We start from the raw sequence: 24470 nt of genomic DNA, 5'->3' as shown, positions 1-24470 counted from the left end.
TTTTATATCTCTCAGTGATTACTCAATTTGGTACCACACCATTGGCTAGAATCATTTCTAGCGCTCATTATTAGAAGAATAAATATGGCAACCATTAAAGATGTTGCACGTATGGCTGGTGTTTCAACGACAACAGTCTCACACGTGATCAATAAAACGCGCTTTGTCGCAGAAGCAACGCAGAAAAAAGTTCTTGCTGCCGTTGAAGATCTTAACTACGCACCAAGCGCAGTGGCACGCAGTTTAAAATGTAACACGACTCGTACCATCGGTATGCTGGTGACTAAATCAACCAACCCATTTTTTGCTGAAGTTGTGCATGGTGTTGAAGAGTATTGTTACCGTGAAGGTTACACTCTGATCTTATGTAATACCGAAGGCAACCTTTCTAAGCAACGCGATTACTTACGCATGTTGGCAGAAAAACGTGTCGATGGCTTATTAGTAATGTGTTCAGATCTCGATCAGAAGTTATTGGATCTACTTGAGCGCCAAAAAGATTTACCTATGGTAGTCATGGATTGGGGCCCAGAAAGCCCACATACTGATAAAATTCAAGATAATGCCGAACAAGGTGGCTATATTGCGACTAAATATTTTATCGAACATGGTCATACCCGTATCGGTTGTCTATCTGGCCACAATGATAAATCGACCTGTCGTGAGCGCTTAAAAGGCTTCAATAAAGCGATGACAGAAGCAAATTTAGAGGTTAACCAAGACTGGATCCTTGAAGGCGATTTTGAGTGTGATTCTGCTGTCGAAGCTGCTGAGAAATATATTGCGATGACTGATCGCCCAACCGCTATTTTTTGTTTTAATGACATTATGGCGATGGCACTGATTAGTACCTTTGAACAAGCGGGACTACGCGTACCGAATGACATTTCTATCATTGGTTATGACAACATTGATCTTGCGCCCTACTTTGCGCCGCCACTAACGACTATCCACCAGCCAAAACGTCGCTTAGGTAAAACAGCAATTAAAATTTTGATGGCACGAATGAAAGACAAAGATCACGAACCTCAAATTTTTGAAATGGCCCCTGCTATCGTTGAACGAAAATCTGTTAAAGATCTACGCTAATAGCGTTATCTATTTATCAAGCCAATAATTATATTGGCTTTTTTTTCCTATCAATATAATTCCCCTGCCTCTAAACGCTATTAAAACGTTGTTTCTTACCAAGAAATATGAGCGATATCACATATTCATCAGCTTTCATCAATATTCAAACTTCACTTGTTAAAAGATAGAATATAATGATTCATGTAAATACATATAATAGTAAGCAAAAGACTTACAAACTATAAATAAAACTTCGCTATTGATAAGTCTATTTATAGAGTAATACATGAATGATTTAAAGTAGTTCGTTTGTGATGTAAATAACTTTATTAATAAAAGTAAAACGACAACTACTTTAATGTTAGGTGACACTCATTTATTCACCGAGTAGAAGTATGGACAAACCAATATTAAAAGATTCATTAAAACTATTAGACCATTTAGGTAATGTAAAATCGCGTTCTATGTTTGGCGGTTTTGGTATTTTCGCAGGAGAAGCAATGTTTGCTCTTGTGGTAAATAATAAACTCCACCTACGTGCAAACGCGAAAACAGAAGAGGAATTTAAACAAGCGGGTTTAGAACCATATATTTATAAAAAACGTGGTTTCCCTGTCATTACAAAACATTACGCTATTCTTGATGAATGGTGGCAACACCCAGAGAAAATTGTCGAGCAGGCAAAATATTCTCTTGAGGCAGCACAAGCTGATAAAAAAGCCAAAGACTGCTGTACACCAGATAGAATTAAAGACTTACCCAACTTACGGCTTTCAAATGAACGAATGCTCAAAAAAGTAGGTATTAAAACTATCAAACAACTGCATGACATTGGCGCACTCGAAGCTTATAAGGCGTTACAAAAAACACAAGAAACGTCGTTAAGTATAGAATTGTTATGGGCACTTGAAGGTGCTATACATGGCCAACACTGGTCAGTAATACCAGAAAGCAGACGCAATGAACTGCTAGCAAAACTATAATAAATATATTCGTCAACTGGCTAAGTGACGCTTAAGAATAAAGAGGCCCAGTGCCTCTTTAATTTATTCTACTTTGGTATTAACACGCTATTTAAAGCATCCCTCGATAGAATGTAAATTAAAAATAATAGCTTAATATCATTTATTTAAATATATCGACTAATAGATGATATAAATATTAAATAAAACGTAATTTTTTTGTTTTATATTTTATTCATTTATCAGTTCTCTTCTGGCGTCTTAAACGTATTTTTAACGTTCGATAATGATTACTCACCATTCATCAACGTTTGCATATCATTGTGCCCACCACATTCTTTTTGCTGCCTCTCAAGGTTGTATTTGTTGCTGCAATTTCAACCAATTGCAATAATAAACAAATTTTTTCTTATTAAATGAAATACAATGTCACTTTTTCTGGTCTTGGTAGTTAAGAGTCGTTGTGACTTACTTTTTATAAGGACATTCCTTGCGTATATTAACCAAAAATACATTCTCATTATGGGTAAAACCTTTACTGTGGTTACAAGAACGCCATTTTGGAAAAGTACTCAATCCTGCTAAGTTATGGGGACGTAAGCCGGTACTCTTCTGGTTAGTGGCGGTGTTCTTTGGTTACCTTGATCGTAAAAAATCCCCACTTGATGCCGTGATACGTTCATTGGTTTGCGTTCGTGTATCACAACTCAATAACTGTGCCTTCTGTGTTGATGCTAACGGCATGAAACTCGCAGAACGCTGTCACTCAGTCGAGAAAATAAAAGCATTGGCAAATTGGCAATCTTCTAGCCACTTCTCCGCACAAGAGCAAGCGGTACTGACCTACACTGAAGCCATGACTATTACTGGTGAACACGTTAGTGACGAAATGCTTGCCGCTCTCGCAGCGTGGTATAGCAGTGATGATATCATCGAGTTAACCGCCTTAATTAGCTTTCAAAATTTATCCGCAAAATTTAATACTGCGCTTGACGTGCCTGCACAAGGTTTTTGCTCATTGCCAATTCAACCACAAACAAATAATGCTACTCAACAACCAACGACTAATGATTCTTCGACTTCAACTGAACAGCCACCAAGGAGCTTAGATGAAAAATAACAAAATTGTATTATTGGCTGTAATCGCTGTATTTATTGGTGCTTGGTTCTATTTTGATCTCGGGCATTTTCTAACCCTAGAATATGCCAAGCGCGAACAATTAGCGCTACAGGATCATATTGCTGAAAACCCAATAACGTCTTATATCAGCTTTTTTAGTCTGTACGTATTAGCCACTGCCCTTTCTATTCCTGGCGCATCAATTTTAACCCTGCTAGGTGCCGCGTTATTTGGCTTCTGGACCAGTTTGATCATGGTGTCGTTTGCCAGCACCATTGGCGCAACATTGGCATTTTTATCGAGCCGTTTTATCTTACGCGACTGGGTGCAAGCAAAGTTTGGTCAGCGTTTAACAACATTAAATCAAGGTATAGCCAAAGAAGGGGCTTTTTATTTACTGAGCTTACGTTTAATCCCCGTTTTTCCGTTTTTTCTAATCAACCTACTGATGGGATTAACAGCGATTAAAGCATGGACTTTTTTCTGGGTAAGCCAATTAGGTATGCTAGCCGGAACGGCGGTTTATATTAATGCCGGAACTCAACTAGGAAAAATAGAATCATTAAGCGGCATTATCTCTGCGCCCGTTTTAGTCTCTTTATTTTTATTGGGGCTGTTTCCACTCATCGCTAAATGGATTATGAAAGTTATGGAAAATAAAAAACGCTATCAACAATGGCAAAAACCGACCCACTTTGATCAAAATTTAGTGGTCATTGGCGCCGGTGCGGGTGGTTTAGTCAGTGCCTATATTGCTGCGGCAGTCAAAGCTGAAGTGACATTGATTGAACGCCACAAAATGGGCGGTGATTGTTTAAATACCGGTTGTGTACCCTCAAAAGCGCTTATTCGTGCCGCGCACACTGCTGCTGATATTAAAAATGCCGCTAAATTGGGTATCGATGCTCATATCGATAATGTCAATTTTGCACAAGTTATGGGCCGTATTCATAACGTGATAGCAAAAGTTGAACCGCATGATTCTATCGAACGTTACTCTAAACTCGGGGTTAACTGCGTAACGGGTGATGCCACAATCTTGTCACCATGGGAAGTTGAAGTGAATGGCGACCGTATTACAACTCGTAATATTGTAATAGCAACGGGCGCGCGTCCTCTTGTACCAGACATTCCAGGTTTAAAAACGGTTGATTACTTAACTTCAGACACCATCTGGCAACTTACTGCCCTTCCTAAACGGTTATTGATTTTAGGTGGTGGCCCGATTGGCTGTGAATTAGCACAGAGTTTCTGTCGATTAGGCGCTGAAGTAACAGTTGTTGAACGCTCATCACAACTATTGAGCCGTGAAGATACTGACGCTGCAACATTGGTTGAGCAAGCCCTCACCAGTGATGGTGTTAATGTTTTATTGCAACATAACGCTGTAAAGTTTGAATCGATTATTGATGATAACGGCGTTCGAACTCAACGAGCGTTGCTAGAACACAATAACCACCAGCTTGCTGTAGAGTTTGATGCGGTAATGGTCGCGTTGGGACGCGTAGCAAATGTACAAGGGTTTGGCTTAGAACAACTCGGCATTACCACAACTGAACGCGGCACTGTCGCTGTTAATCAGTATCTACAAACGCAATACCCAAATATTTATGCTGTTGGTGACGTTGCTGGCCCCTATCAACTGACACATGTTGCCGCTCATCAAGCTTGGTATGCCGCTGTAAACAGTTTGTTTGGTTCACTGAAGAAGTTCAAAGTCGATTATTCCGTGATCCCTGCTGTAACTTATACTGCACCAGAATTAGCGCGAGTGGGGATTAACGAAAAAGAAGCACAATCGCAAAATATTGACTATGAAGTCACTCGCTACGGGCTTGATGATTTAGATCGGGCTATTGCCGATGGCTATGATGAGGGTTTTATTAAAGTCTTAACCCCTAAAGGCAGCGATAAAATTCTGGGTGTGACGATTGTTGGTCATCATGGGGGAGATTTGCTAGCCGAATTTACCTTAGCCATGCGTCACAATCTAGGGCTCAATAAGATTTTAGGCACCATACATCCTTATCCAACCATGAGCGAAGGCGCAAAATATACAGCAGGCGTATGGAAACAAGCCCATGCACCCCAAAAATTACTTGCTTGGGTTAAAAAATACCATGACTGGATGCGCAATTCATCGCGCCAAAAATAAGGATATCAATTGTGATCAGACGCTTTCCAACGCTAAAAAAACTGCCTGTTGCAATGGCAATGCTTGTCAGTAGTATCGCGGCACACGCCAGTGAAGCACCAGCTGTCACCCACATTACGCCAACATGGCAACAAACGCTCACTCAAGCCAAAGGTGAAACGGTGTATTTTAATGCTTGGGGTGGCAGCCAAGAAATTAATGATTATTTATTGTGGGCTAACACCCAATTACAACAGCGTTATGGCGTAACCCTAAAACAAGTTAAAGTCACCGATATTGCTGAGACCACGCAACGTTTATTAGCCGAAAAAACCGCGGGGAAAAACAGTGGTGGTAGTGTTGATATGGTATGGATCAATGGTGAAAATTTTCGTTCAATGAAGCAAAATGGTCTGCTCTATGGGCCATTTACTCATCAATTACCTAACTGGAAATATGTTGATAAATCACTGCCGATTGATAAAGATTTTTCAGAGCCCACTCAAGGGCTAGAAGCACCATGGGGCGTGGGACAATTGGTGTTTATTTACGATCCCGAAACATTAAAAAATCCACCTAAAAGTTTTAAAGCATTATTAGCTTTAGCACAACAACACCCAGGGAAAATTAGCTATCCAAAACCACCAGAATTCCATGGTACGGGCTTTTTAAAAGCGGCGTTATTAGAGTTAACAACTGATAAAAAAGCCTTATATCAACCATTGCAGCTGCCTCAAGATCAAGCTTTGTTTGATCGGGTTACTGCGCCATTATGGCATTATCTCGATCAACTCCATAAAGTGGCATGGCATCAAGGTAAGCAATTTCCAGCGGGTACTGCAGAAACAGTGCAGTTACTTGATGATCAACAATTATTGTTAGCCATTACCTTTAATCCAAATGCGGCAGCTGCTGCGATTGCCAATGGTAATTTAACCGACAAAGCTAAAACCTATGCTTTTAATGCTGGTGCGTTAACCAACATTCACTTTTTGGCAATTCCATGGAATGCCAACGCCAAAGCAGGCGCATTAGTAGCGATTAATTTTCTGTTGAGCCCACAAGCACAGGCCCGTAAGGCCGATACCAACTTATGGGGCGATCCAACCATTTTAAACCCACAAGCCTTTAAGCAATTATCGGCACCTTATAACCAGCAGAGCTTTAAACCCTACCCAGCAATTGCTGAGCCAAATCCAACATGGCTAGCAGCCATTGAACAGCAATGGCAACAAAGATACGGTAACTAATTGTTATAGTTATTATAAATTGAGCTAACTTGCACTATGATAGCAAGTTAGCTTCTTCGTCTGAGATCGATGTAAACCCTATGTTAGCCCTTATCTTTATTATTACTTTATTGCTATTTGCAAGCCCATTGATAATTGGCTTTGTGGGTATCTTGGCGCCTGCTGCGGCATGGTTACCAGCATTAAACATGCATCAGCCCTCATTGTTAGGTTGGCAACAACTGTTTTCTTGGCCAGATCTTAACCTCTCTATTGGGTTAACTTTATTAACAGGAATAGGAAGCACAGCACTTGCCTTATGGTGGTGCTATTTAATTTTGCGCCATTTCTGGCTAACAACACAGTGGCAAAAAATTGAACGCTTACTTGCGCCACTATTAGCATTTCCCCATGTTGCCTTTGTTCTTGGGTTTGGATTACTGTTTTCATCTACTGGTTGGTTGGCTCGAATTTGGCACCATCTTGGTCTGACGGATACGCTATATCCAACCCTGATCCATGATCGTTATGGTTTAGGATTATTGTTTGCATTAGCCATTAAAGAGACACCGTTTTTGTTATTAATGAGTCTGAGTATATTAAAACAACTCGATATAAAACGGTTTTATAATGTGTCCGTTAGTCTCGGTTACAGCCACCAGCAAACGTGGCGTAGCGTTATTCTTCCATTATGGTTACCCAAATTACGCTTAGCTATTTTTGCTGTTGCAGGTTATGGACTGGCGGTAGTTGATGTCGCATTAATTATTGGTCCGACTCACCCTAGCACCTTATCTATGCTCATTTGGCAATGGTTTACAGATGCCGATTTAACTCAATTACCACGAGCAGCAGCGGCAGCATTATTATTATTAGCTATTGTTATTAGTACATTTGGATTATTGCGTTGTCTTGAATGGTGGTTTTTATCATATTCAACAGCATGGCAATATCGTGGCGCACAACCAACTCAGCCACGTAATTCTCAACCATCATCAATAATTGCAACTTTATGCAGTTACAGCTTATTATTACTGCCATTAATTATGCTTCCTATGTTAGCTGTGTGGTCATTTGCCCTGCGCTGGCGGTTCCCTGATTTATTACCAAGTCGATATAGCCTTCGCTTTTGGCAACAACAACTTGAACCACTGCAACAACTGATGAGTAACAGCATTATTTTAGCGTTAACCAGTAGCCTTTGCGCATTACTCATGGCCATTATTTGTCTTGAATACCGTCAAAAATACCAACGCGGTATTCCGACGATGTTGATTGCTGTTCCAATGGTTGCACCACAATTATCACTATTGTTTGGTATGCAAATAGCAGTCTCTTTTGTGGCTGGACAACATTTTTGGTTATGGGTGAGTTGGAGCCATTGGTTGTATGTTTTCCCGTATATTTACCTTACGTTAGACGGACCATGGCGCAGTTATGATCAACGGTTAGATCAAACCGCACGCAGTTTAGGACTCACGGGGTGGCAAACATGGTGGCGAGTCAAATTCCCACAGTTAAAACCTGCATTATGGTTAGCATTTGCGGTTGGATGCAGTGTCAGTTTGGCGCAATACCTTCCGACACAAATGCTTGGTGCTGGGCGCATACCAACCCTAACAACGGAAGCCGTTACCCTTGCAAGTGGTCAAGATCGTCGTATCAGCGCCGTTTATGGTCTGTTACAAGGTCTATTACCCTTAGGTTTTTTTACTCTCGCGCTGATGTTTGCAAAGCAGCAAACATCTGATACTTCAACAACAAAGGTGACCTTATGACGCTGTCTGTTTCACAGCTGACTTTACGCCATAATAACAATAACACTCTCATCGGCCCTCTTAGCTTTGATGTTGAGAATGGACAAATAAAGACCCTAATGGGCCCAAGTGGCAGTGGTAAATCAACCATTCTTAGTGCAATTGCTGGTCATTTAGCTGCTGACTTCACAGCAACGGGAGATATTCAATTAAATCAGCAATCTATCATTTCACTAGCACCGAATATGCGCCATATTGGGATTGTTTTTCAAGATGATTTATTGTTCCCTCATCTTAATGTTTGGCAAAATTTAGCGTTTGGTTTACCTTCCCAAATAAAAGGGCCACAACGCAAAAAAATGGCATTAGCAACACTGGACGAATTAGGTCTGCTTGATTTACAACATCAACAAGCTCATCAAATATCCGGCGGGCAACGAGCAAGGATCAGCATGATGCGGTTATTATTATCACAACCACAAGCCGTATTACTTGATGAGCCATTTAGCAAATTAGATAAAACGTTACGCGCTGCATTTCGCCAGTTTGTGTTTGACCAAATTCAACAACGCAACATTCCTGCGTTAATGGTTACTCATGATGATGATGATATTCCCACTGATGGTGATGTCTTACACTGGCCTTGGCACTAAATAATACGGAAAATACCATGCTCGACCGTTACAGCATTACTCTTATACGCCAACCTTTAGCAAAGCTGGCAGCATTACCTGAAAATTATGGTATTAGTGCCAACCAAATCACCCTTAGTGGGTTTGTGATTGGCCTTTTTTCCCTGCCTGCTCTTGCATTTGAATATTATGGCTTGGCTCTGTTTTTTATTGTTATTAATCGATTATTTGATGGCTTAGATGGTGCGGTTGCTCGTCGGCAAGGGATCACTGATTGCGGTGGGTTTCTTGATATAACTCTGGATTTTTTGTTCTATTCATTGATTCCATTTGGATTTGTACTTGCAGATCCAAGTCAAAATGCGATAGCGGGTGCGTTCTTAATCTTCTCTTTTATCGGTACTGGCTCAAGTTTTCTTGCATTTGCTATCATGGCGAGCAAACGCAATATAGAAAGTCCTGTATATAAACAAAAGTCGTTATACTACATTGGTGGCCTAACAGAAGGCACTGAAACCATCGCCTGCTTCGTGCTGTTTTGTTTATTCCCACAACACTTTGCCACTATCGCATGGATTTTTGGCTCTTTATGTTGGATAACCACAGCTACTCGTATTTGGGCTGGTTATCACACCTTAAAAAATTAGGGCCACGTCGCTGGATATAAACACTTATATCCAGCCGTCTCACACTCCGCTTATTGTGCGATTCATCAACGTACCCATTGGCGGTGTAATTGCTCGCTATCGCCTAAATAATCTAGCAGCCAAGTTACCGCAGGATTCATGGTTTCAGTATTCCATGCTAAACAACATGGGCTAACTGATGGCTTGATAGCGAGCTCTTTTTCAATTAGCTCTCCCGTTTCAATTAATGGGACAGCCATATGACTGGGTACCACACTTACGCCTAAGCCTGCTTTTAAACACTGCATCGCACTGTGCCAATTTGGAACCAGAATACGGCGTTGATTATCCATCAACCAAGTGATCCGTTTTGGCAATGTTCGTGAGGTATCTTCTAAACAAACGGCGGGATATTGCGCCAACTCATGCGCTTCTAATGGATGATCACAACTTGCTAACGGATGTTGAGGATCAATCACGAATTTCCAAGTTAATGTTCCCATATCACGATAATCAAAGCTGCCACCGACAGGCACTGCTGCTGTTGCGCCTATCGCAATATCTGCCCGTCCATCAGCTAATGCATCCCATACTCCATTAAATACTTCCATCGTAAGATGCAATTCAACATCAGGAAAGTGTTCATAAAAATCACGAACTAACATATTGACGCGACTTTGACGCACAACAGTATCTAAAGCGACTGATACATTTTGTGACCAGCCATTTGCTACGCGTTGAGTTTGGTATTTCATTAACTGCATTTGTTTGATTATTTTGCGTGATTCTTCGACAAAATATTCCCCAGCAGGTGTTAGTTTAACCTGTCGATGTAATCGAACAAATAATTCGACAGCTAAACGTTCTTCTATCAATCTTACGGTATAACTAATAGCACTTGGTACTTTATGCAATTCTTCTGCTGCACCTGAAAAGCTGCCACGGCGGGCAACAACGTCAATAACCTGTAGATCATTATAGGAAAACATATCACATCAAATTTTTTGAAAGCATGGTTTAAATTTTAGCGTTTCACAGCCATTAAAACCAGTATTACACTAACGGCAATTGTAATATTGACGAAAAGTATAAAATGAAAAATCAACCATCTAAAATAACCCTGTTCTGGTTTGCATGTCTAAGTATGCTAGGTTTCCTAGCCACTGACATGTATTTGCCTTCGTTTGAGACGATCCGCGCCGACTTTGCAACAACCCAATCTCTTATCGGCCTATCACTCAGTGTATTTTTGCTTGGTATGGCATTAGGCCAAGTTATTTATGGTCCTCTCTCTGATCGCGTTGGACGTATTAAAGTACTTGTTGGCGGTATGGTGCTGTTCAGCCTTGCTTCTATTGCCTGTTCATTTGCTCCTAATATTGAAGTATTCCTTGCTGCACGTTTTGTACAAGCATTAGGTGCATGTAGTGCAACCGTTATCTGGCAAGCAGTTGTTGTTGACCGTTACGACGGCAAAGTTTCTGAGCGTGTTTTTGCTACCATCATGCCGTTAGTTGCTCTTTCTCCAGCTTTAGCGCCTTTGCTAGGTGCAATGCTTGAGCATCAATTAGGCTGGCGTAGCATCTTTATTGCATTAGTCGGCTTTGGCGCAGTATTAGCTATCATGACATTAAAAGAGTCTGAAAGTGCGAACCTTAGCCAACAGCAAGAAAAACTAACGACTAAGTTACGTAAAGATTACGCTCAAATCCTGAGTTCAAAAAAATTCTGGGGCAACATGCTTATTTTCGCAGCATGTTCAGCAGCTTTCTTTGCTTACCTAACCGGTTCGCCGTTTGTAATGTCAGCAATGGGCTATTCAGGCACTGATATTGGCTTGAGCTATGCACCACAAACAGTTGCCTTTATTGTCGGTGGCTATGGTTGTCGTTCATTATTAAATCATTTCGAAAGCAAGAAACTATTGCCGTGGATTTTGGCATTGTTCTTTAGCAGCGTGTTAATCATGTTTGTTATCTCTATTTCAATGACTGTTACGACTATCTGGCCAATTCTAATTCCGTTCTGCTTCCTTGCTGTGGCTAATGGTGCTATTTACCCATTAGTTATTAGTGCTGCATTATCTGACTTTAGAAATTGTAGTGCGACTGCTGCAGGTCTATTAAACTTTATGCAAACGATGGTATGTTTCGCTGCCAGTGGTTTGGTTTCAGCTTTTGCTGGCTACGGTTTATTAACGGTAACAGTGGCTATGTTTATCACAGGTTTCATTGCGATTTTCGGTTTCATTTTGGTTGCACAATCACGCCACCAGCAATCTATAACCGCAACCGCTTAATTACCCACACCTTAATCATTTCAGAAGCAGTCTCTATGGCTGCTTTTTTTTGCCCTCTAATTATGCTCAATTATCTCCTGTTTGATATATATTCATTCTTTAATTACTCGCCTTTTTGCCTTCATGAATAGCACAACCATCCAACTATTAATCCACTTACACAGACAATCACTAACAAATGACTAAATAATCATTTTATAAAAGTCACAATATATGTCATTTTAACGCGCTTTATTCCTTCTAGTATCCACACCACCTTTATGTTTAATGTTTGTTACCATACAGACTTACATCCAGTAGAATAACTTGCCAAAGCACTATAAAACAAACAAATTTGCAACATATTTCTTTTTTTATACATTTCTCTTGCATAAGATATCGTGGTGAGTAGTATATAAATTAAGTGACGATTAATGCAGTATTAGAGCATGAGTATTCAAGTAAGTAATATCAATAAATTTTATGGCCACAACCAAGTACTGCATGATGTCAGCTTTACTTGCAGCACTGGCGACACCCTTGTTTTATTAGGCCCAAGTGGCGCAGGTAAAAGTTCGCTGCTACGCGTATTAAACCTGCTTGAAAATGCCACTGACGGTGAACTAACGATTGCTGACAATATATTTGATTTTTCAAAACCTATTGCTGAACAAAAAGGCTTAGCGCTAAGACGAAAAGTCGGCATGGTGTTTCAACAATATAATCTTTGGCCACATAAAACCGTCATTGAGAATCTTATTGAAGCGCCAATCAAAGTATTAGGCGTTGCTAAAACAACCGCCAAACAACAAGCTCTCGATATTCTGACGCAATTGCAACTTGCAGATAAAGCGAATGCATGGCCACTGCAACTTTCTGGCGGACAACAACAGCGGGTTGCGATTGCGCGTGCATTGATGATGAAACCCGACGTCTTACTGTTTGATGAACCAACAGCAGCACTTGATCCTGAGATCACCAGTCAAATCGTTAAGATCATCAAAGATCTTAGTGGCACTGGAATCACACAGGTTGTTGTTACCCATGAAGTTGATTTTGCAAAAAAAATTGCAAGTCATATTTTATATATGGAAAACGGTCGCGTTATTGAACATGGTAGCCATGCTTCTTTCACCACCCCAAAAACACCTCAATTTGAAGAATACCTTAAACACTAATAGGTATCCTTTTTAAAGCCACGTAGATAGAACTGCGTAATAAACCGCATGGAGTATAGCGATGAAGAAAATTTTATTAGCCGCAATGATTGGTCTAGCATCAAGTCACGCAATTGCACAAGATCTAAAATTTGCCACTGAAGCCACTTACGCACCGTTTGAATACATGGATGCTAATAATCAAATTCAAGGGTTTGATATTGATATTGCCAAAGCGTTATGTACTGAAATGAAAGCCAACTGTACCTTCCATAACCAAGCATTTGATAGCTTAATTCCGGCACTTAAATTCAAGCGTTATGATGCTGCAATTTCAGCGATGGATATTACAGCGGCACGTCAACAACAAGTCAGTTTTAGTAATACCTATTATGACAATGCCGCCGCGTTTGTATCATTAAAAGATCATGTTGCTGATCAAGCAGCACTTAACGGCAAGCGTGTTGGGGTTCAAAATGGTTCCACTCACCAGAGCTATATCACTGATCAAATGTCAGCAGTAACTGCGGTACCATATACCAGCTATCAAGATGCATTTATCGATATGCAAAATGGCCGTATTGATGCTGTGTTTGGTGATACAGCAGTTGTCGCGGAGTGGTTCAAAAAAGGCAATGGCGACAAACTGTCTTATGTCGGCAAACCAGTTACTAATGCAAAATATTTTGGAAATGGCTTTGGTATTGCCGTTAATAAAGACAATAAAGCATTAGTTGAACAATTAAATAAAGCATTGGCAGCCATTAAAGCAAATGGTCAATACCAAGCAATCTTTGAACAGTATTTTGGTAAGTAAGTTATGATATTAACGGGATATTCACAATCCCTGCTAGAAGCTAGCTGGATGACAGTCCAGCTCGCTTTTGTCAGTTTAGCGGTAGGGTTAGTTTTAGCGATGTTATTTGCAGGCGGCGAAATGTCACGTTATCGTGTTATTTCTTGGCCAACAACATTTATCGTGACTATCCTCCGTGGTCTGCCCGAGCTATTAGTGGTACTTTTTATCTTTTTTGGTTCGGGCCAAATTATTTTTTACATTACTGGCGAGTTTATTGAAATTAGCCCGTTTTTATCGGGTGTAATTGCGTTATCGCTTATTTTTGCATCATATGCTGCTCAAACAATACGCGGAGCATTAAAAGCCGTCCCTAAAGGTCAACAAGAAGCCGCTAATGCACTAGGTATCAGTAAACAACGTACATTTTTCAGTATTATTTTACCGCAAGCCGTACGTCACGCTTTACCTGGGTTAACTAATCAATGGCTCGTATTATTAAAAGATACGGCGTTAGTTTCGTTAATTGGTGTAACGGATTTACTCAAACAGGCGCAGTTAGCATCAGCTGCAACCCATGAAAGTTTCACTTGGTATGCTACAGCGGCTGCGGTGTATTTAATCATTACTTTAATTACTCAGCGTGTCATTAAAATAATCGAAAACAAATTCAGCGAGCAAGATGGCTCTAATGTAATCAAAAATAAAAGCCAAGGAGCAATCGCATGAATGAACAAAACTTTTGGCTTATGGTACAAGGATTAATTACTAGCCTTGAATTAACTGCCGCCTCTTTATTTGTTGGTTGTAGCTTAGCCTTATTAATGACAGCCAGCTTAATATTACGTACGCCCATTATTCATTGGATCAGTCGTGGTATTATTACTCTGTTTACAGGTACACCTTTATTAGTGCAAATCTTCTTAGTCTATTATGGGCCAGGGCAGTTTGAGGTTATTCGTCAAAGTTTCTTATGGGATTGGTTAAGTCAACCATGGTTTTGTGCCATGCTTGCATTAGCTTTAAATACAGCAGCTTATAGTACACAATTATTTAAAGGCGCGTTTGATGCCATTCCCAAAGGCCAATGGCATGCTTGTCGAGCATTAGGCATGAATACCAAGGCAACTCTCGGTGTATTACTGCCCTTTGCCATTCGTCGCGCCGTTCCAGCCTATTCAAATGAAGTTATTTTAGTGTTTAAAGGCACATCACTCGCAAGTACCATCACAATTATGGATATTATGGGTTATGCCCAACGAATTAATGCGCAGACTTATGACACCCTGACTGTTTTTGCAGTAGCTGGTGCATTTTACCTCGCTGTTAATGGCGTGCTGACTTTAATTTTCCGCGTATTTGAGAAAAAAGCCTTGGCCTTTGAAGCGGCACGTTAACACCACTATTTCGCCATTTTAACCTATTAAAAAGCCGACATTATGTCGGCTTTTTAATCGCTTGGTACTGTAAAACACGGCATAATTAATGGCTTAATTTAGCATTAATTTTTAACACCATTTGTGATTTAGTATTTTTTACTACATCAATTCTATTTTCTTTGATATGCGTAAATTGTGATAATAGCGATGCAAGTTCATCTTTCATTAATTGTAAATGACGTGTACTTCTATGGCGAGAAATCTCACTAACAAGTCGTTGCTTTGCCTGTGATGCTGTTGTTCCTTTTTCAGCTTTCTTGGCGCGAAAGAAGAAATTCATAAAAAATATCCTTATTATTTTATAACTTCTCTTAAAATATTAGATTATGATTGCAAATGCCACCTAATAATTAAATATTTGTTAACTCGTTATAATAAAACATCCATTTTATAACTATTTCCCATAAATATTACGCCTAACCTTTTATACTCATCAGCGAGAAAGAGATGAATATAAAAGACTATGATTAAATGTCGATTCCTCAGCTCTTGTTGCTAAAACATATAGTTGCTAATGATTATATTGAGTTTTTTTCTTCTGGACTAAATCGTACTGTCTGACCATAGGTTATCTGTTTATCTTTATTATCATCACCATCACCAATGACACTCAAGAATAAACACGGTATACCCATTGCAGCCATAAACCAAAACACATTAATATCACTATGATGATAAATCCAACCACAAGCAGCAGACACTAATGCCAACGCGAATCCTGCAGGAATGGCATGGTAAAGGGCTTGTAACCCCATATAGTTATGCTTTTTGTTCTCTTCAACATAGCGTACTGATGATAAAATTGTGCCAGAAAAAGTAACGCCGTGTAGAATCTGACAAGCAATTAACACTGGCAATTCCGTTGAATACGCCATTAATGTCCAACGAATAACAACAGAAATAGCCGCTAATTTAAATAATGATTTAACCTTCCAATTAGAAAATGCTTTACGACTAATGAAATAGAAAACAATAACCGAAATTGTAGATAGGCTCCACAGATAACCGATCACTTCAGTGCTGTATCCTGCATCCTTCCAATAAATAGCACTAAAGAAATAATAACCACCATGACTGCCTTCAAGCAATGAAGCGACTAATATAAAGATTAATGTTTTTTTATCACATAACACTTTAATAATATTAATCTTATCTGTTTTTTTATGATTACATTTCATCGGTACTGTGGGTTTTATCATTGTACCTAAAAAGGTAATAAAGAGTCCCAACGCACCTAAAATAGGTACAGCAGTAATCCCCCAATGTTTAGTTATTAATCCCATTGAAGCAGAAGCAACAGTCAAAGCAACGGCTCCCCATAAACGGGTATAGCCATAATCTAATTGCTTATCAGCGGCATAATGGTTTGATATTGCATCTGATATAGCAACCGCAGGTCCAATCGCTAAATTAAACATAATAATTAAAATAGCCAATACCCAAAAGTTTGCTTTTAACTCACCAATATAAATAAAAGAAATAAACCCTAAAACGCCAAGAAACATTGACAAGCGCAGTGCTGGAATTAAGTGTTCAACCTTATGACAAAGTGGTGTGAGGGTAAAATTGATAATACAACGAGAAGCTAACCCTAACCCAACTAACATACCAATATCGGCATCTGTTATCCCTAACTTTTCTAACCATAGGCCTCTAAAAGGTAAATACACTCCATAAGCAAAGAAAAACGTAAACTGGTAAATAGACATCCATATCGCAGGTCGACATTGAAACATAAAATAAGCAACTCTTATTAAGAACTCTAAATAATTTACGTAATAATAACGAAAATTATTATCACTTGCACTTATTCATATTTAACATTTTCTATTCATTATTAAAAATAAAAATGTCCAAAATACGACTCCGTTTCGTCTTTTTATTTAAAAACATTCAAATACAGTCCTGACATTAGCTTTACACATTAAATTAACGCCATTTAGGCAATCTTACATTTCAAAAACGCAGTGATCGTTCTATCTTTAAAGAGTGTTTTAAAACAGATTATCTTTACTACAGTAACCATAATATTAAAGCTGAGTATAACAATGACAATAAATTTTTTAGTTAGATTACTACTTCCGCTCTACGTATTACTCTTTTCAGTTACAACATTAGCAACAGAAACGGCGACTGAAACCCAATTTTCACAAGGAAAAGAAAAATCAGTTATCTGTATGACATGTCATGGCGTTGACGGTATTTCTACAATCGATACCTACCCCAATTTGCAAGGGCAAAAACAGGCCTATTTTGTTGCGGCACTTAAAGCCTATCAGTTGCGTCAACGTAATGGTGGTCTTGCGATTCTCATGCATGCCCAAGCTGATGCCCTGAGTGAGAAAGACATGCAAGACATTGCGTTTTATTTCAATCAAGTAACGTCGACACCTTTAAAAAATGATGACTAAATTATCAGCTTTATCGCTGAGATAACTATCTGTGATTAATGACTCGTTATCATTTTTTGACCAATAACACAGTCAAAGGTTTTTGGAATGGATATTCAATACAATTATAAAGTTGTTAAATACTTCATGGTCACCAGTGTTATTTGGGGGCTGATCGCCATGACGATTGGCGTAATACTTGCCGGACAACTTTATTGGCCTGCACTCAATTTAAACTCAGAATATTTTCAATTTGGTCGCTTGCGTCCATTACACACCAATGGGGTTATTTTTGGCTTTGTGGTTAATATTCTTATGGGTACTTCGCTTTATATCGTTCAACGTACCTGTAAAGTTCCCTTATTTAATAAAAGCTTATCTTGGTTTGTTTACTATGGCTGGCAGTTAGTCTTAATTCTGGCTGTGATCACTCTTCCACTGGGTTTTACAACCTCAAAAGAATATGCCGAGCTCGAATGGCCAATTGATATTTTAATTGCGGTGATTTGGGTTCTGTATGCCATTTTATTTTTTGGCACTATCGCCCAAAGAACCGTATCTCATATTTTTGTGGCTAACTGGTTTTATGGCGCTTTTATTATCGTGATTGCGATGATTTTTATCGTCAATAATCTTGAATTACCGGTTACTTTTTGGAAGTCATACTCTATTTACTCTGGCGCAGAAGATGCCATTGTCCAGTGGTGGTGGGGACATAATGCCGTCGGCTTTCTCCTTACTGCCGGTATTATTGGCATGAACTACTACTTCATTCCCAAAATATCGGAACGCCCTATTTATTCTTACCGTTTATCCGTGATTCATTTTTGGGGCTTAGTCGGCTTTTATACCTGGGCAGGAACACACCACCTTATTTATTCATCAGTGCCTGACTGGTTACAAAACCTCGGAATCGTTATGTCGCTGATTTTATGGTTGCCGTCATGGGGTGGCGCATTTAATAGCATCATGACTTTACTCAACAATAAACCCAAACTTAAACATGATTACATTATGTGGTTCTTTTTCTCTGCCATTGTTTACTACGCTTTGGCGACATTTGAAGGCCCATTACTGGCGATTCGATGGTTTAACATGATTGCCCACAATACCGATTGGATCATTGGTCACGTGCATTCAGCAGCTCTCGGTTGGGTTGGCATGTCAGCTATTGCAGTGTTTTATTACTTTATTCCACGACTATGGGGCCACCAGCAATTATGGTCAAATCGCTTAGTTAAATGGCATTTTTGGTTGGCACATATCGGCATACTCATTTATGCAGTTGCGCTGTGGATTGCAGGTATTGGCCAAGGCTATATGTGGTTACAACAACAGCCTAATGGCAGCTTAACCTACAGTTTTGTCGATGCGATGAATTTTTCTTCGCCGTGGATGCTCGCCCGCTTCATTGGCGGTGTTAGTTTTGTGCTGGGTTTATTATTAATGATATATAACCTTTACCGCACGCTTAAACAACCCTTAGCAACGGCGTCCTCAACCGAAGAGGTCAATGATCATGCTAAATAAAGATTTCACACAATCGGTATTTATTTTAATCATTTCTACCGTGATTGTGGCCAGTTTTTCTTTTCTGGTTTGGGTACTACCCGCTTTTTTTTATCAAAATAAATTAATTGCAGAATCAAGTGCTAAACCGCTCACTGCACTCGAAGTTGAGGGGCGCGATATCTATATTAGTGAGGGTTGCCACACTTGCCATACCATGATGGTGCGGCCTTTAGATGCCGAAGTAAAACGCTATGGCCGCTATAGTCGTGAAAGTGATGATATTTATGAGTTCCCAAACTTATGGGGTTCTAAACGTACTGGCCCCGATCTCACAAACCTTGGGCGTAAATATTCTGATGAGTGGCATGCAATCCACCTTAATAATCCTCGCCATGTTGTACCTACTTCCATTATGCCAGCTTATCCATGGTTATTTGAGCAAGTATTGGATGGCGAAGATGCAGAAGCCAAACTCAAAGCATTACGCACGCTTGGTGTACCTTATAACGACCGCGAAATACAACAAGCGCGTTTAGCAGTTAAAGGCAGTACCAAAGCTGAAGCACTGATAGCCTATTTACAAAGTTTGGGACAAGATCAGGGAGTACAGCAATGAACACTTTCTGGAGCAACTGGGTTATTGTATTAACCTTACTCTTTCTGATTCTTATGATCACAGTAGTGGTCTATTACTGGCGAAAAAATCACACCGCAGATCAAAATAAAACCGTTGATAGCTTTGATAATATTAAAGAAAATGATGCTGCAGTACCTAAGTTATTATTGTTTTGTTATTTTATCGCATTTGTTTTATCAGCGGGCTTTTTCGTTCTTTACCCTGGCCTTGGTAATTGGCAGGGCCTTATGGATTGGACATCAACCAGTGAAGCCACCAAGCCTCACCCTACTGACTTAAAAAAACAAATTAGCCAAGCCAAACTCAGTGGTAGTTCATACCAAAAACTCAGTCAAGATGCGACGATAGTCAGTGCCGGTGATGCATTGTTTCAGACCCATTGTGCCGCCTGCCATTTAAGTGAAGCTGAGGGCCAAACCCATTTCCCCAATCTTTCTGATGATGTATGGCTTTATGGTGGTACAGATAAAGATATTCATCATTCAATCACTCAAGGCCGAAATGGTGTCATGGCTGGCTGGAAAACAATTTTATCAGCCGAAGACATTAAGCATGTCGCAACCTATATTGCCTCTTTACAAGCGGATCGGATTATTTCAGCTCCAGCCTTTGCATTACAACAAGGTAAAACTGTCTTTGCCAATAATTGCACCAGCTGTCATGGCAGTAATGCTCAGGGAAATCAATTAATTGGAGCCCCCAACTTAGCCGATAATGTCTGGCTCCATGATGGCAGTATTGAAGGTATTATTAACACGATTAATAACGGCTTAAATAACGTCATGCCTGCGTTTGCTGACCAACTGTCTGCCTCTGAAATTCAAGCGCTTGGTGCTTACATTCGCCATCAACACACCGTTCGCTCTAACAAAATAGCTCAATTAGACCAAACATTAATCACTAAAGGCCAATATTTAGCTTACGCAGGTGACTGTGTCGCTTGCCACACTGGTGAAGGAGGAGAATTATTTGGTGGCGGATTAGGTTTTGTGACTCCATTTGGCACCATGTATTCAACCAATATATCGTCTCACCCTGAATTTGGTATTGGTGATTACACCTATAACGAGTTCTATGACGCACTCCATAAAGGTAAGGGAAAACATGGTTATCTTTATCCAGCAATGCCCTATTCTTCTTATCAATATGTGACAGATGCTGACACCCAAGCATTATGGGCGTACATGCAATCACTTAGTTACGTTAATACTCGTAATCGTGATAATCAGATGATGTTTCCTAGTAATATTCGCTTAGGTCTATTGGGTTGGAATATTGCTTTTCTCAATACTGATCCACTTGAATACCCTGCCGATAGCACTGAATCTTGGCGTCGTGGTAAATATTTAACCATGGGCTTAGGTCACTGTTCAGAATGTCATACTCCACGAAATATCGCCCAAGCTTTAATTGCCGAAAAACTGTTCCAAGGTAATTTAATTGATGGTTGGATGGCACCTGATATTACCGCAACGGAGCTTTATCAAGATCGTTGGACAATTGATTCCCTTACCGATTTTCTGAAAACAGGTCATTCAGAAAAAGGCACCGCATTTGGTGGCATGGCTGAAGTTGTCAAAAACAGCACTCGCTATTTAACCCGTGATGATGTCAGTGCTATTGCTGAATATCTTATTACTGGCGATAAATATAATGTGCTTGATAAATCAGTTGGGCAACTCAACCCACCCGGTTTTGGTAATTTAATTCCAGCTCAAGTAAATGTTCAAAACCCAGATTTAAGTGATTTGGCAACCACGCCACCAACGGATATTCGTCAGCAAGAACAACGGCTTTATGGGTTGTACATTCAAACCTGTGGTGCTTGCCATGGCGCTGATGGTAAAGGTCGTGAAGGTATAGCGCCGACGTTACTCAATAATGGTATTATTATGCACAAAGACCCTTATGACACCATTGCCGTCACCATTCGAGGTCTTACACCGAACTATTTAGAGCAGGAAATTGATTTTATGCCTATGAGTAGTTTCAATACGGTATTAAATGATGCTGATTTGGCCCAGCTAATCACTTTTGTACGTCAAAAATTAGGCGGCAGAGACATTCCCGTTACAGAAAATCAAGTCACGACAATTCGTAAAGATCTTACTAAAGCGGGATTTGCAGGTAATATCCATAATATGACTCAACCTATGAGTAATGATCTAGAATAATGAGATAATATGCAACAATAACGAAATAAACTCTCGCTAACTGATTGAAACTAAAATCAGTTAGTTGAAATGCTGCATTTTACGCCTATTACACAATTAAGCGTTATTTTTTATTGCTTGTGGGAAATATCTAGGTATAGTCAAATCTTAATCCTTTGAGTAGAGGCGCGCTGCCTAAGAGTATTCGGTTGGAGGGAGATCCCCAATGAAAATCGAAGAAAGGAGTCAGCGCCGAAGTGATTGTTGAGTCATCAATAGTCGCTGGTTCTGTATTGAATAAGTGCAGAACTGCCATAGTTATGTTGTCTATGGAGCGCTACCCTAAGGGATAAGAAGTATTATTTCTCAAGAAATCTGTTTCTCTATCCTTTCGGTAGATCTCCACCTTATTATAGGTGTTTAAGAGATCCATGAATTTAATCCAATATTCTGATTCACTACTATCAGTGGTACCCGCACTACTGGCAGTTATTCTTGCAATTACTACCCGCCGCGTATTGTTATCCTTAGGCGCGGGCATTATTGCAGGATCAATCCTTCTAAATAATTACAACCCACTCGCAGCACTACAATATCTTTTACATCAAATTCTTGGCTTAGTTTGGGCTGATGGCGCTATCAACACCAGTAACGTTAACATGTTATTGTTTATGTTATTACTGGGAGGCTTGATTAGCTTAATGACCGCAACAGGTGCAACCAAAGCATTTGCTGAATGGGGTGTACGTCGTTGTAAAGATCGTCGCAGTGCCAATATCCTAACTGGTATGATGGTATTTGCTTTCTTTATTGATGACTTTTTCCACAGTCTGTCTGTTGGACCTATTTGCCGCCCAGTAACCGACCGTTTTCAAATTTCGCGTGCAAAACTGGCTTATTTGCTAGATTCAACCGCGGCACCTGTATGTGTTATCACGCCTATTTCATCATGGGGTGCATATATTATTGCTATCCTTGGTGGCATTTTAGTGACCAATGACATTACAGAAACGAGCCCTATTTCATTGTTTGTACAGATGATTCCAATGAATCTCTATGCTGTATTTACTTTATTGATGGTGCTGGTAGTGATCACGTTCCAACTTGATATTGGTCCAATGCGTAAACACGAACAACGTGCACGTGAGGGGCAACTTTGGGATCAAGCAAAAGGTCATCCAAAAGGATTAGAAATCACCACTGAAGGTGAAGGTAATGGCACCATGATCGATATGGTATTACCAATTCTAACCCTAACGGTTTCTAGTATTGTATTTATGATCATCAGTGGTGCTGATGTGTTAGCCACTAAAGGCCAACCATTTAGCTTAATTGGTTCAATCGAACATACTGATGTCGGTTCATCATTAGTGTACGCCGCGCTATGTAGTCTGGCAGTATCTATTGTATTAGCATTACGCTTAAAGCTACCACTAAAAACATGGTTAACGGCTGCACCTCAAGGTATTCAAGCGATGATGCCAGCTATTATCATTCTGTTATTTGCATGGACAATTGGTACTGTTGTAAGTGATATGGAAACAGGCCAATACTTAGCATCATTAACAAAGTATGGTCTGCCTGTTGCGCTACTACCTGCATTAGTGTTCTTACTATCATGTGGTATGTCTTTTGCCACCGGCACCAGCTGGGGTACATTTGGTATCATGTTGCCTCTCGCAGGTGATATGGCAATCGCGAGTGACGTTAACTTATTAATGCCTATGTTATCAGCGGTATTAGCAGGATCAGTATTTGGTGATCACAGCTCGCCTATCTCAAGCACCAGTATTTTGTCAGCAACGGGTGCAGGTAGTCACCATATGGATCACGTAATGACTCAGTTACCGTATGCATTAACCGTTGCCTTTGGTGCTTTCCTAGGTTACTTAGCAATGGGGATCACAGGCTCTACTGTGATTGGTATCGCTGTAAGTTCAGTATGGTTCGTTGGATGCTGCGTTTACCACGTTCGCCAAGATAAGAAACAACAATTAATCGCAGCTGTAAATTAAAAACAGCCGCTATTTAAGAATAATCCCCGTTCGTTTTTGTGCTTATTTGATTTATTCTATAGCACAAAACCGCGGGGATTTTTTTGATCAGGAGATAAGCAATGGAATATTTACACACAATGGTACGTGTCAGTGATTTAAATGCCTCACTGGACTTTTACTGCCAACAATTAGGGCTCATTGAAACGCACCGAAAAGAAAGTGAACGTGGACGTTTCACGCTGGTCTTTTTAGCCGCACCATCTCAAGCACAAGCGGCAGCCCAAACTCAATCACCACTGTTAGAATTAACCTATAATTGGGATACTGAAGCTTATAGCGGTGGGCGTAACTTTGGTCATCTTGCATTTCGCGTTGATGATATTTATCAATTATGCCAACAGCTACAAGATAACGGTGTAACGATTAATCGCCCACCACGTGATGGTCATATGGCATTTGTTCGTTCACCTGATGGTATTTCAATTGAATTACTGCAAAAAGGCGAGCCGCTATCCCCTGCTGAACCATGGATCTCACAGCCTAATGTTGGCGAATGGTAAAATTGGGGCAATTGTACGCC

General features: G+C 40.0%; 22 protein-coding genes and 1 riboswitch. Of the genes, 19 read left to right on the top strand and 3 right to left on the bottom strand.

Going from position 1 to position 24470, the window contains the following annotated elements:
- Window positions 1-84 precede the first annotated feature (84 nt).
- From purR to G6R09_RS12405, 8 genes are all read left to right on the top strand, one after another.
- Window positions 85-1089 (top strand): HTH-type transcriptional repressor PurR, encoded by a 1005-nt coding sequence (purR, locus tag G6R09_RS12440; RefSeq protein WP_065168576.1) that lies wholly within the window; start codon window positions 85-87, stop codon window positions 1087-1089.
- Window positions 1090-1466: 377 nt separating this feature from the next.
- Window positions 1467-2054, top strand: coding sequence for a TfoX/Sxy family DNA transformation protein (locus tag G6R09_RS12435; protein ID WP_065168577.1), 588 nt, complete (start codon window positions 1467-1469; stop codon window positions 2052-2054).
- Between the two features lie 469 nt (window positions 2055-2523).
- Window positions 2524-3153, top strand: coding sequence for a carboxymuconolactone decarboxylase family protein (locus G6R09_RS12430; RefSeq protein ID WP_163922757.1), 630 nt, complete (start codon window positions 2524-2526; stop codon window positions 3151-3153).
- On the top strand, window positions 3143-5308 hold the full coding sequence (locus tag G6R09_RS12425; RefSeq protein WP_163922755.1) for an FAD-dependent oxidoreductase: 2166 nt from the start codon (window positions 3143-3145) through the stop codon (window positions 5306-5308). Before G6R09_RS12430 ends, G6R09_RS12425 begins: the two co-directional genes overlap by 11 nt.
- 53 nt (window positions 5309-5361) lie before the next feature.
- Entirely contained in the window at window positions 5362-6537 is a 1176-nt protein-coding gene (locus G6R09_RS12420) for an ABC transporter substrate-binding protein (protein WP_240345753.1), read from the top strand.
- Window positions 6538-6617: 80 nt separating this feature from the next.
- On the top strand, window positions 6618-8294 hold the full coding sequence (locus G6R09_RS12415) for an ABC transporter permease (protein WP_163922753.1): 1677 nt from the start codon (window positions 6618-6620) through the stop codon (window positions 8292-8294).
- Entirely contained in the window at window positions 8291-8926 is a 636-nt protein-coding gene (locus G6R09_RS12410; RefSeq protein WP_087843406.1) for an ATP-binding cassette domain-containing protein, read from the top strand. Before G6R09_RS12415 ends, G6R09_RS12410 begins: the two co-directional genes overlap by 4 nt.
- Window positions 8927-8943: 17 nt before the next feature.
- On the top strand, window positions 8944-9552 hold the full coding sequence (locus tag G6R09_RS12405) for a CDP-alcohol phosphatidyltransferase family protein (RefSeq protein WP_065168581.1): 609 nt from the start codon (window positions 8944-8946) through the stop codon (window positions 9550-9552).
- Window positions 9553-9617: 65 nt separating this feature from the next.
- Here G6R09_RS12405 and punR read toward each other — a convergent pair whose 3' ends face one another.
- A complete protein-coding gene (punR, locus tag G6R09_RS12400) occupies window positions 9618-10520 on the bottom strand; it encodes a DNA-binding transcriptional activator PunR (RefSeq protein WP_065168582.1) in 903 nt (300 codons plus the stop codon).
- A gap of 104 nt (window positions 10521-10624) precedes the next feature.
- Here punR and punC point away from each other — a divergent pair, with 104 nt between their 5' ends.
- From punC to artM, 5 genes are all read left to right on the top strand, one after another.
- A complete protein-coding gene (gene punC / locus G6R09_RS12395) occupies window positions 10625-11830 on the top strand; it encodes a purine nucleoside transporter PunC (RefSeq protein ID WP_163922751.1) in 1206 nt (401 codons plus the stop codon).
- Between the two features lie 428 nt (window positions 11831-12258).
- Window positions 12259-12987: an arginine ABC transporter ATP-binding protein ArtP gene (gene artP, locus G6R09_RS12390; RefSeq protein WP_163922749.1), complete on the top strand. Its 729-nt coding sequence runs from the start codon at window positions 12259-12261 to the stop codon at window positions 12985-12987.
- Between the two features lie 61 nt (window positions 12988-13048).
- The gene (locus G6R09_RS12385) at window positions 13049-13783 is read left to right on the top strand and encodes a lysine/arginine/ornithine ABC transporter substrate-binding protein (RefSeq protein WP_065168585.1); all 735 of its coding nucleotides are present in this window, start codon (window positions 13049-13051) and stop codon (window positions 13781-13783) included.
- Between the two features lie 3 nt (window positions 13784-13786).
- Window positions 13787-14491, top strand: coding sequence for an arginine ABC transporter permease ArtQ (artQ, locus tag G6R09_RS12380; RefSeq protein ID WP_163922748.1), 705 nt, complete (start codon window positions 13787-13789; stop codon window positions 14489-14491).
- Window positions 14488-15159, top strand: coding sequence for an arginine ABC transporter permease ArtM (gene artM, locus G6R09_RS12375; protein ID WP_065168587.1), 672 nt, complete (start codon window positions 14488-14490; stop codon window positions 15157-15159). Before artQ ends, artM begins: the two co-directional genes overlap by 4 nt.
- A gap of 85 nt (window positions 15160-15244) precedes the next feature.
- On the opposite strand, the gene G6R09_RS12370 is transcribed toward artM, so the two are convergent.
- A complete protein-coding gene (locus G6R09_RS12370; RefSeq protein WP_065168588.1) occupies window positions 15245-15481 on the bottom strand; it encodes a hypothetical protein in 237 nt (78 codons plus the stop codon).
- Window positions 15482-15719: 238 nt separating this feature from the next.
- Window positions 15720-16937, bottom strand: a complete 1218-nt coding sequence (locus G6R09_RS12365) for a 3-phenylpropionate MFS transporter (RefSeq protein ID WP_163922746.1) — start codon at window positions 16935-16937, stop codon at window positions 15720-15722.
- 312 nt (window positions 16938-17249) lie between these two features.
- Here G6R09_RS12365 and G6R09_RS12360 point away from each other — a divergent pair, with 312 nt between their 5' ends.
- The 6 genes from G6R09_RS12360 to G6R09_RS12335 all read left to right on the top strand — a co-directional run bounded on the left by G6R09_RS12360 (window position 17250) and on the right by G6R09_RS12335 (window position 24450).
- Entirely contained in the window at window positions 17250-17612 is a 363-nt protein-coding gene (locus tag G6R09_RS12360; protein WP_065168590.1) for a c-type cytochrome, read from the top strand.
- An 87-nt stretch (window positions 17613-17699) separates the two neighbouring features.
- On the top strand, window positions 17700-19121 hold the full coding sequence (ccoN, locus tag G6R09_RS12355) for a cytochrome-c oxidase, cbb3-type subunit I (protein WP_065168591.1): 1422 nt from the start codon (window positions 17700-17702) through the stop codon (window positions 19119-19121).
- Entirely contained in the window at window positions 19111-19719 is a 609-nt protein-coding gene (ccoO, locus tag G6R09_RS12350) for a cytochrome-c oxidase, cbb3-type subunit II (protein WP_065168649.1), read from the top strand. Before ccoN ends, ccoO begins: the two co-directional genes overlap by 11 nt.
- On the top strand, window positions 19716-21914 hold the full coding sequence (gene ccoP, locus G6R09_RS12345; RefSeq protein WP_065168592.1) for a cytochrome-c oxidase, cbb3-type subunit III: 2199 nt from the start codon (window positions 19716-19718) through the stop codon (window positions 21912-21914). Before ccoO ends, ccoP begins: the two co-directional genes overlap by 4 nt.
- Window positions 21915-22066: 152 nt before the next feature.
- A riboswitch (Lysine riboswitch) is annotated at window positions 22067-22241 on the top strand.
- Between the two features lie 83 nt (window positions 22242-22324).
- Window positions 22325-23908, top strand: a complete 1584-nt coding sequence (locus G6R09_RS12340; RefSeq protein WP_163922744.1) for a Na+/H+ antiporter NhaC family protein — start codon at window positions 22325-22327, stop codon at window positions 23906-23908.
- A 101-nt stretch (window positions 23909-24009) separates the two neighbouring features.
- Window positions 24010-24450 carry a VOC family protein gene (locus G6R09_RS12335; protein WP_163922742.1) on the top strand — a complete coding sequence of 147 codons (441 nt, stop codon included), beginning with the start codon at window positions 24010-24012 and terminating at the stop codon, window positions 24448-24450.
- Window positions 24451-24470 lie beyond the last annotated feature (20 nt).

The organism is Photobacterium sp. Alg240-V54 (assembly GCF_900537155.1).
GTDB lineage: Bacteria > Pseudomonadota > Gammaproteobacteria > Enterobacterales > Vibrionaceae > Photobacterium.
This window is presented reverse-complemented; position numbering and strand designations above follow the sequence as displayed.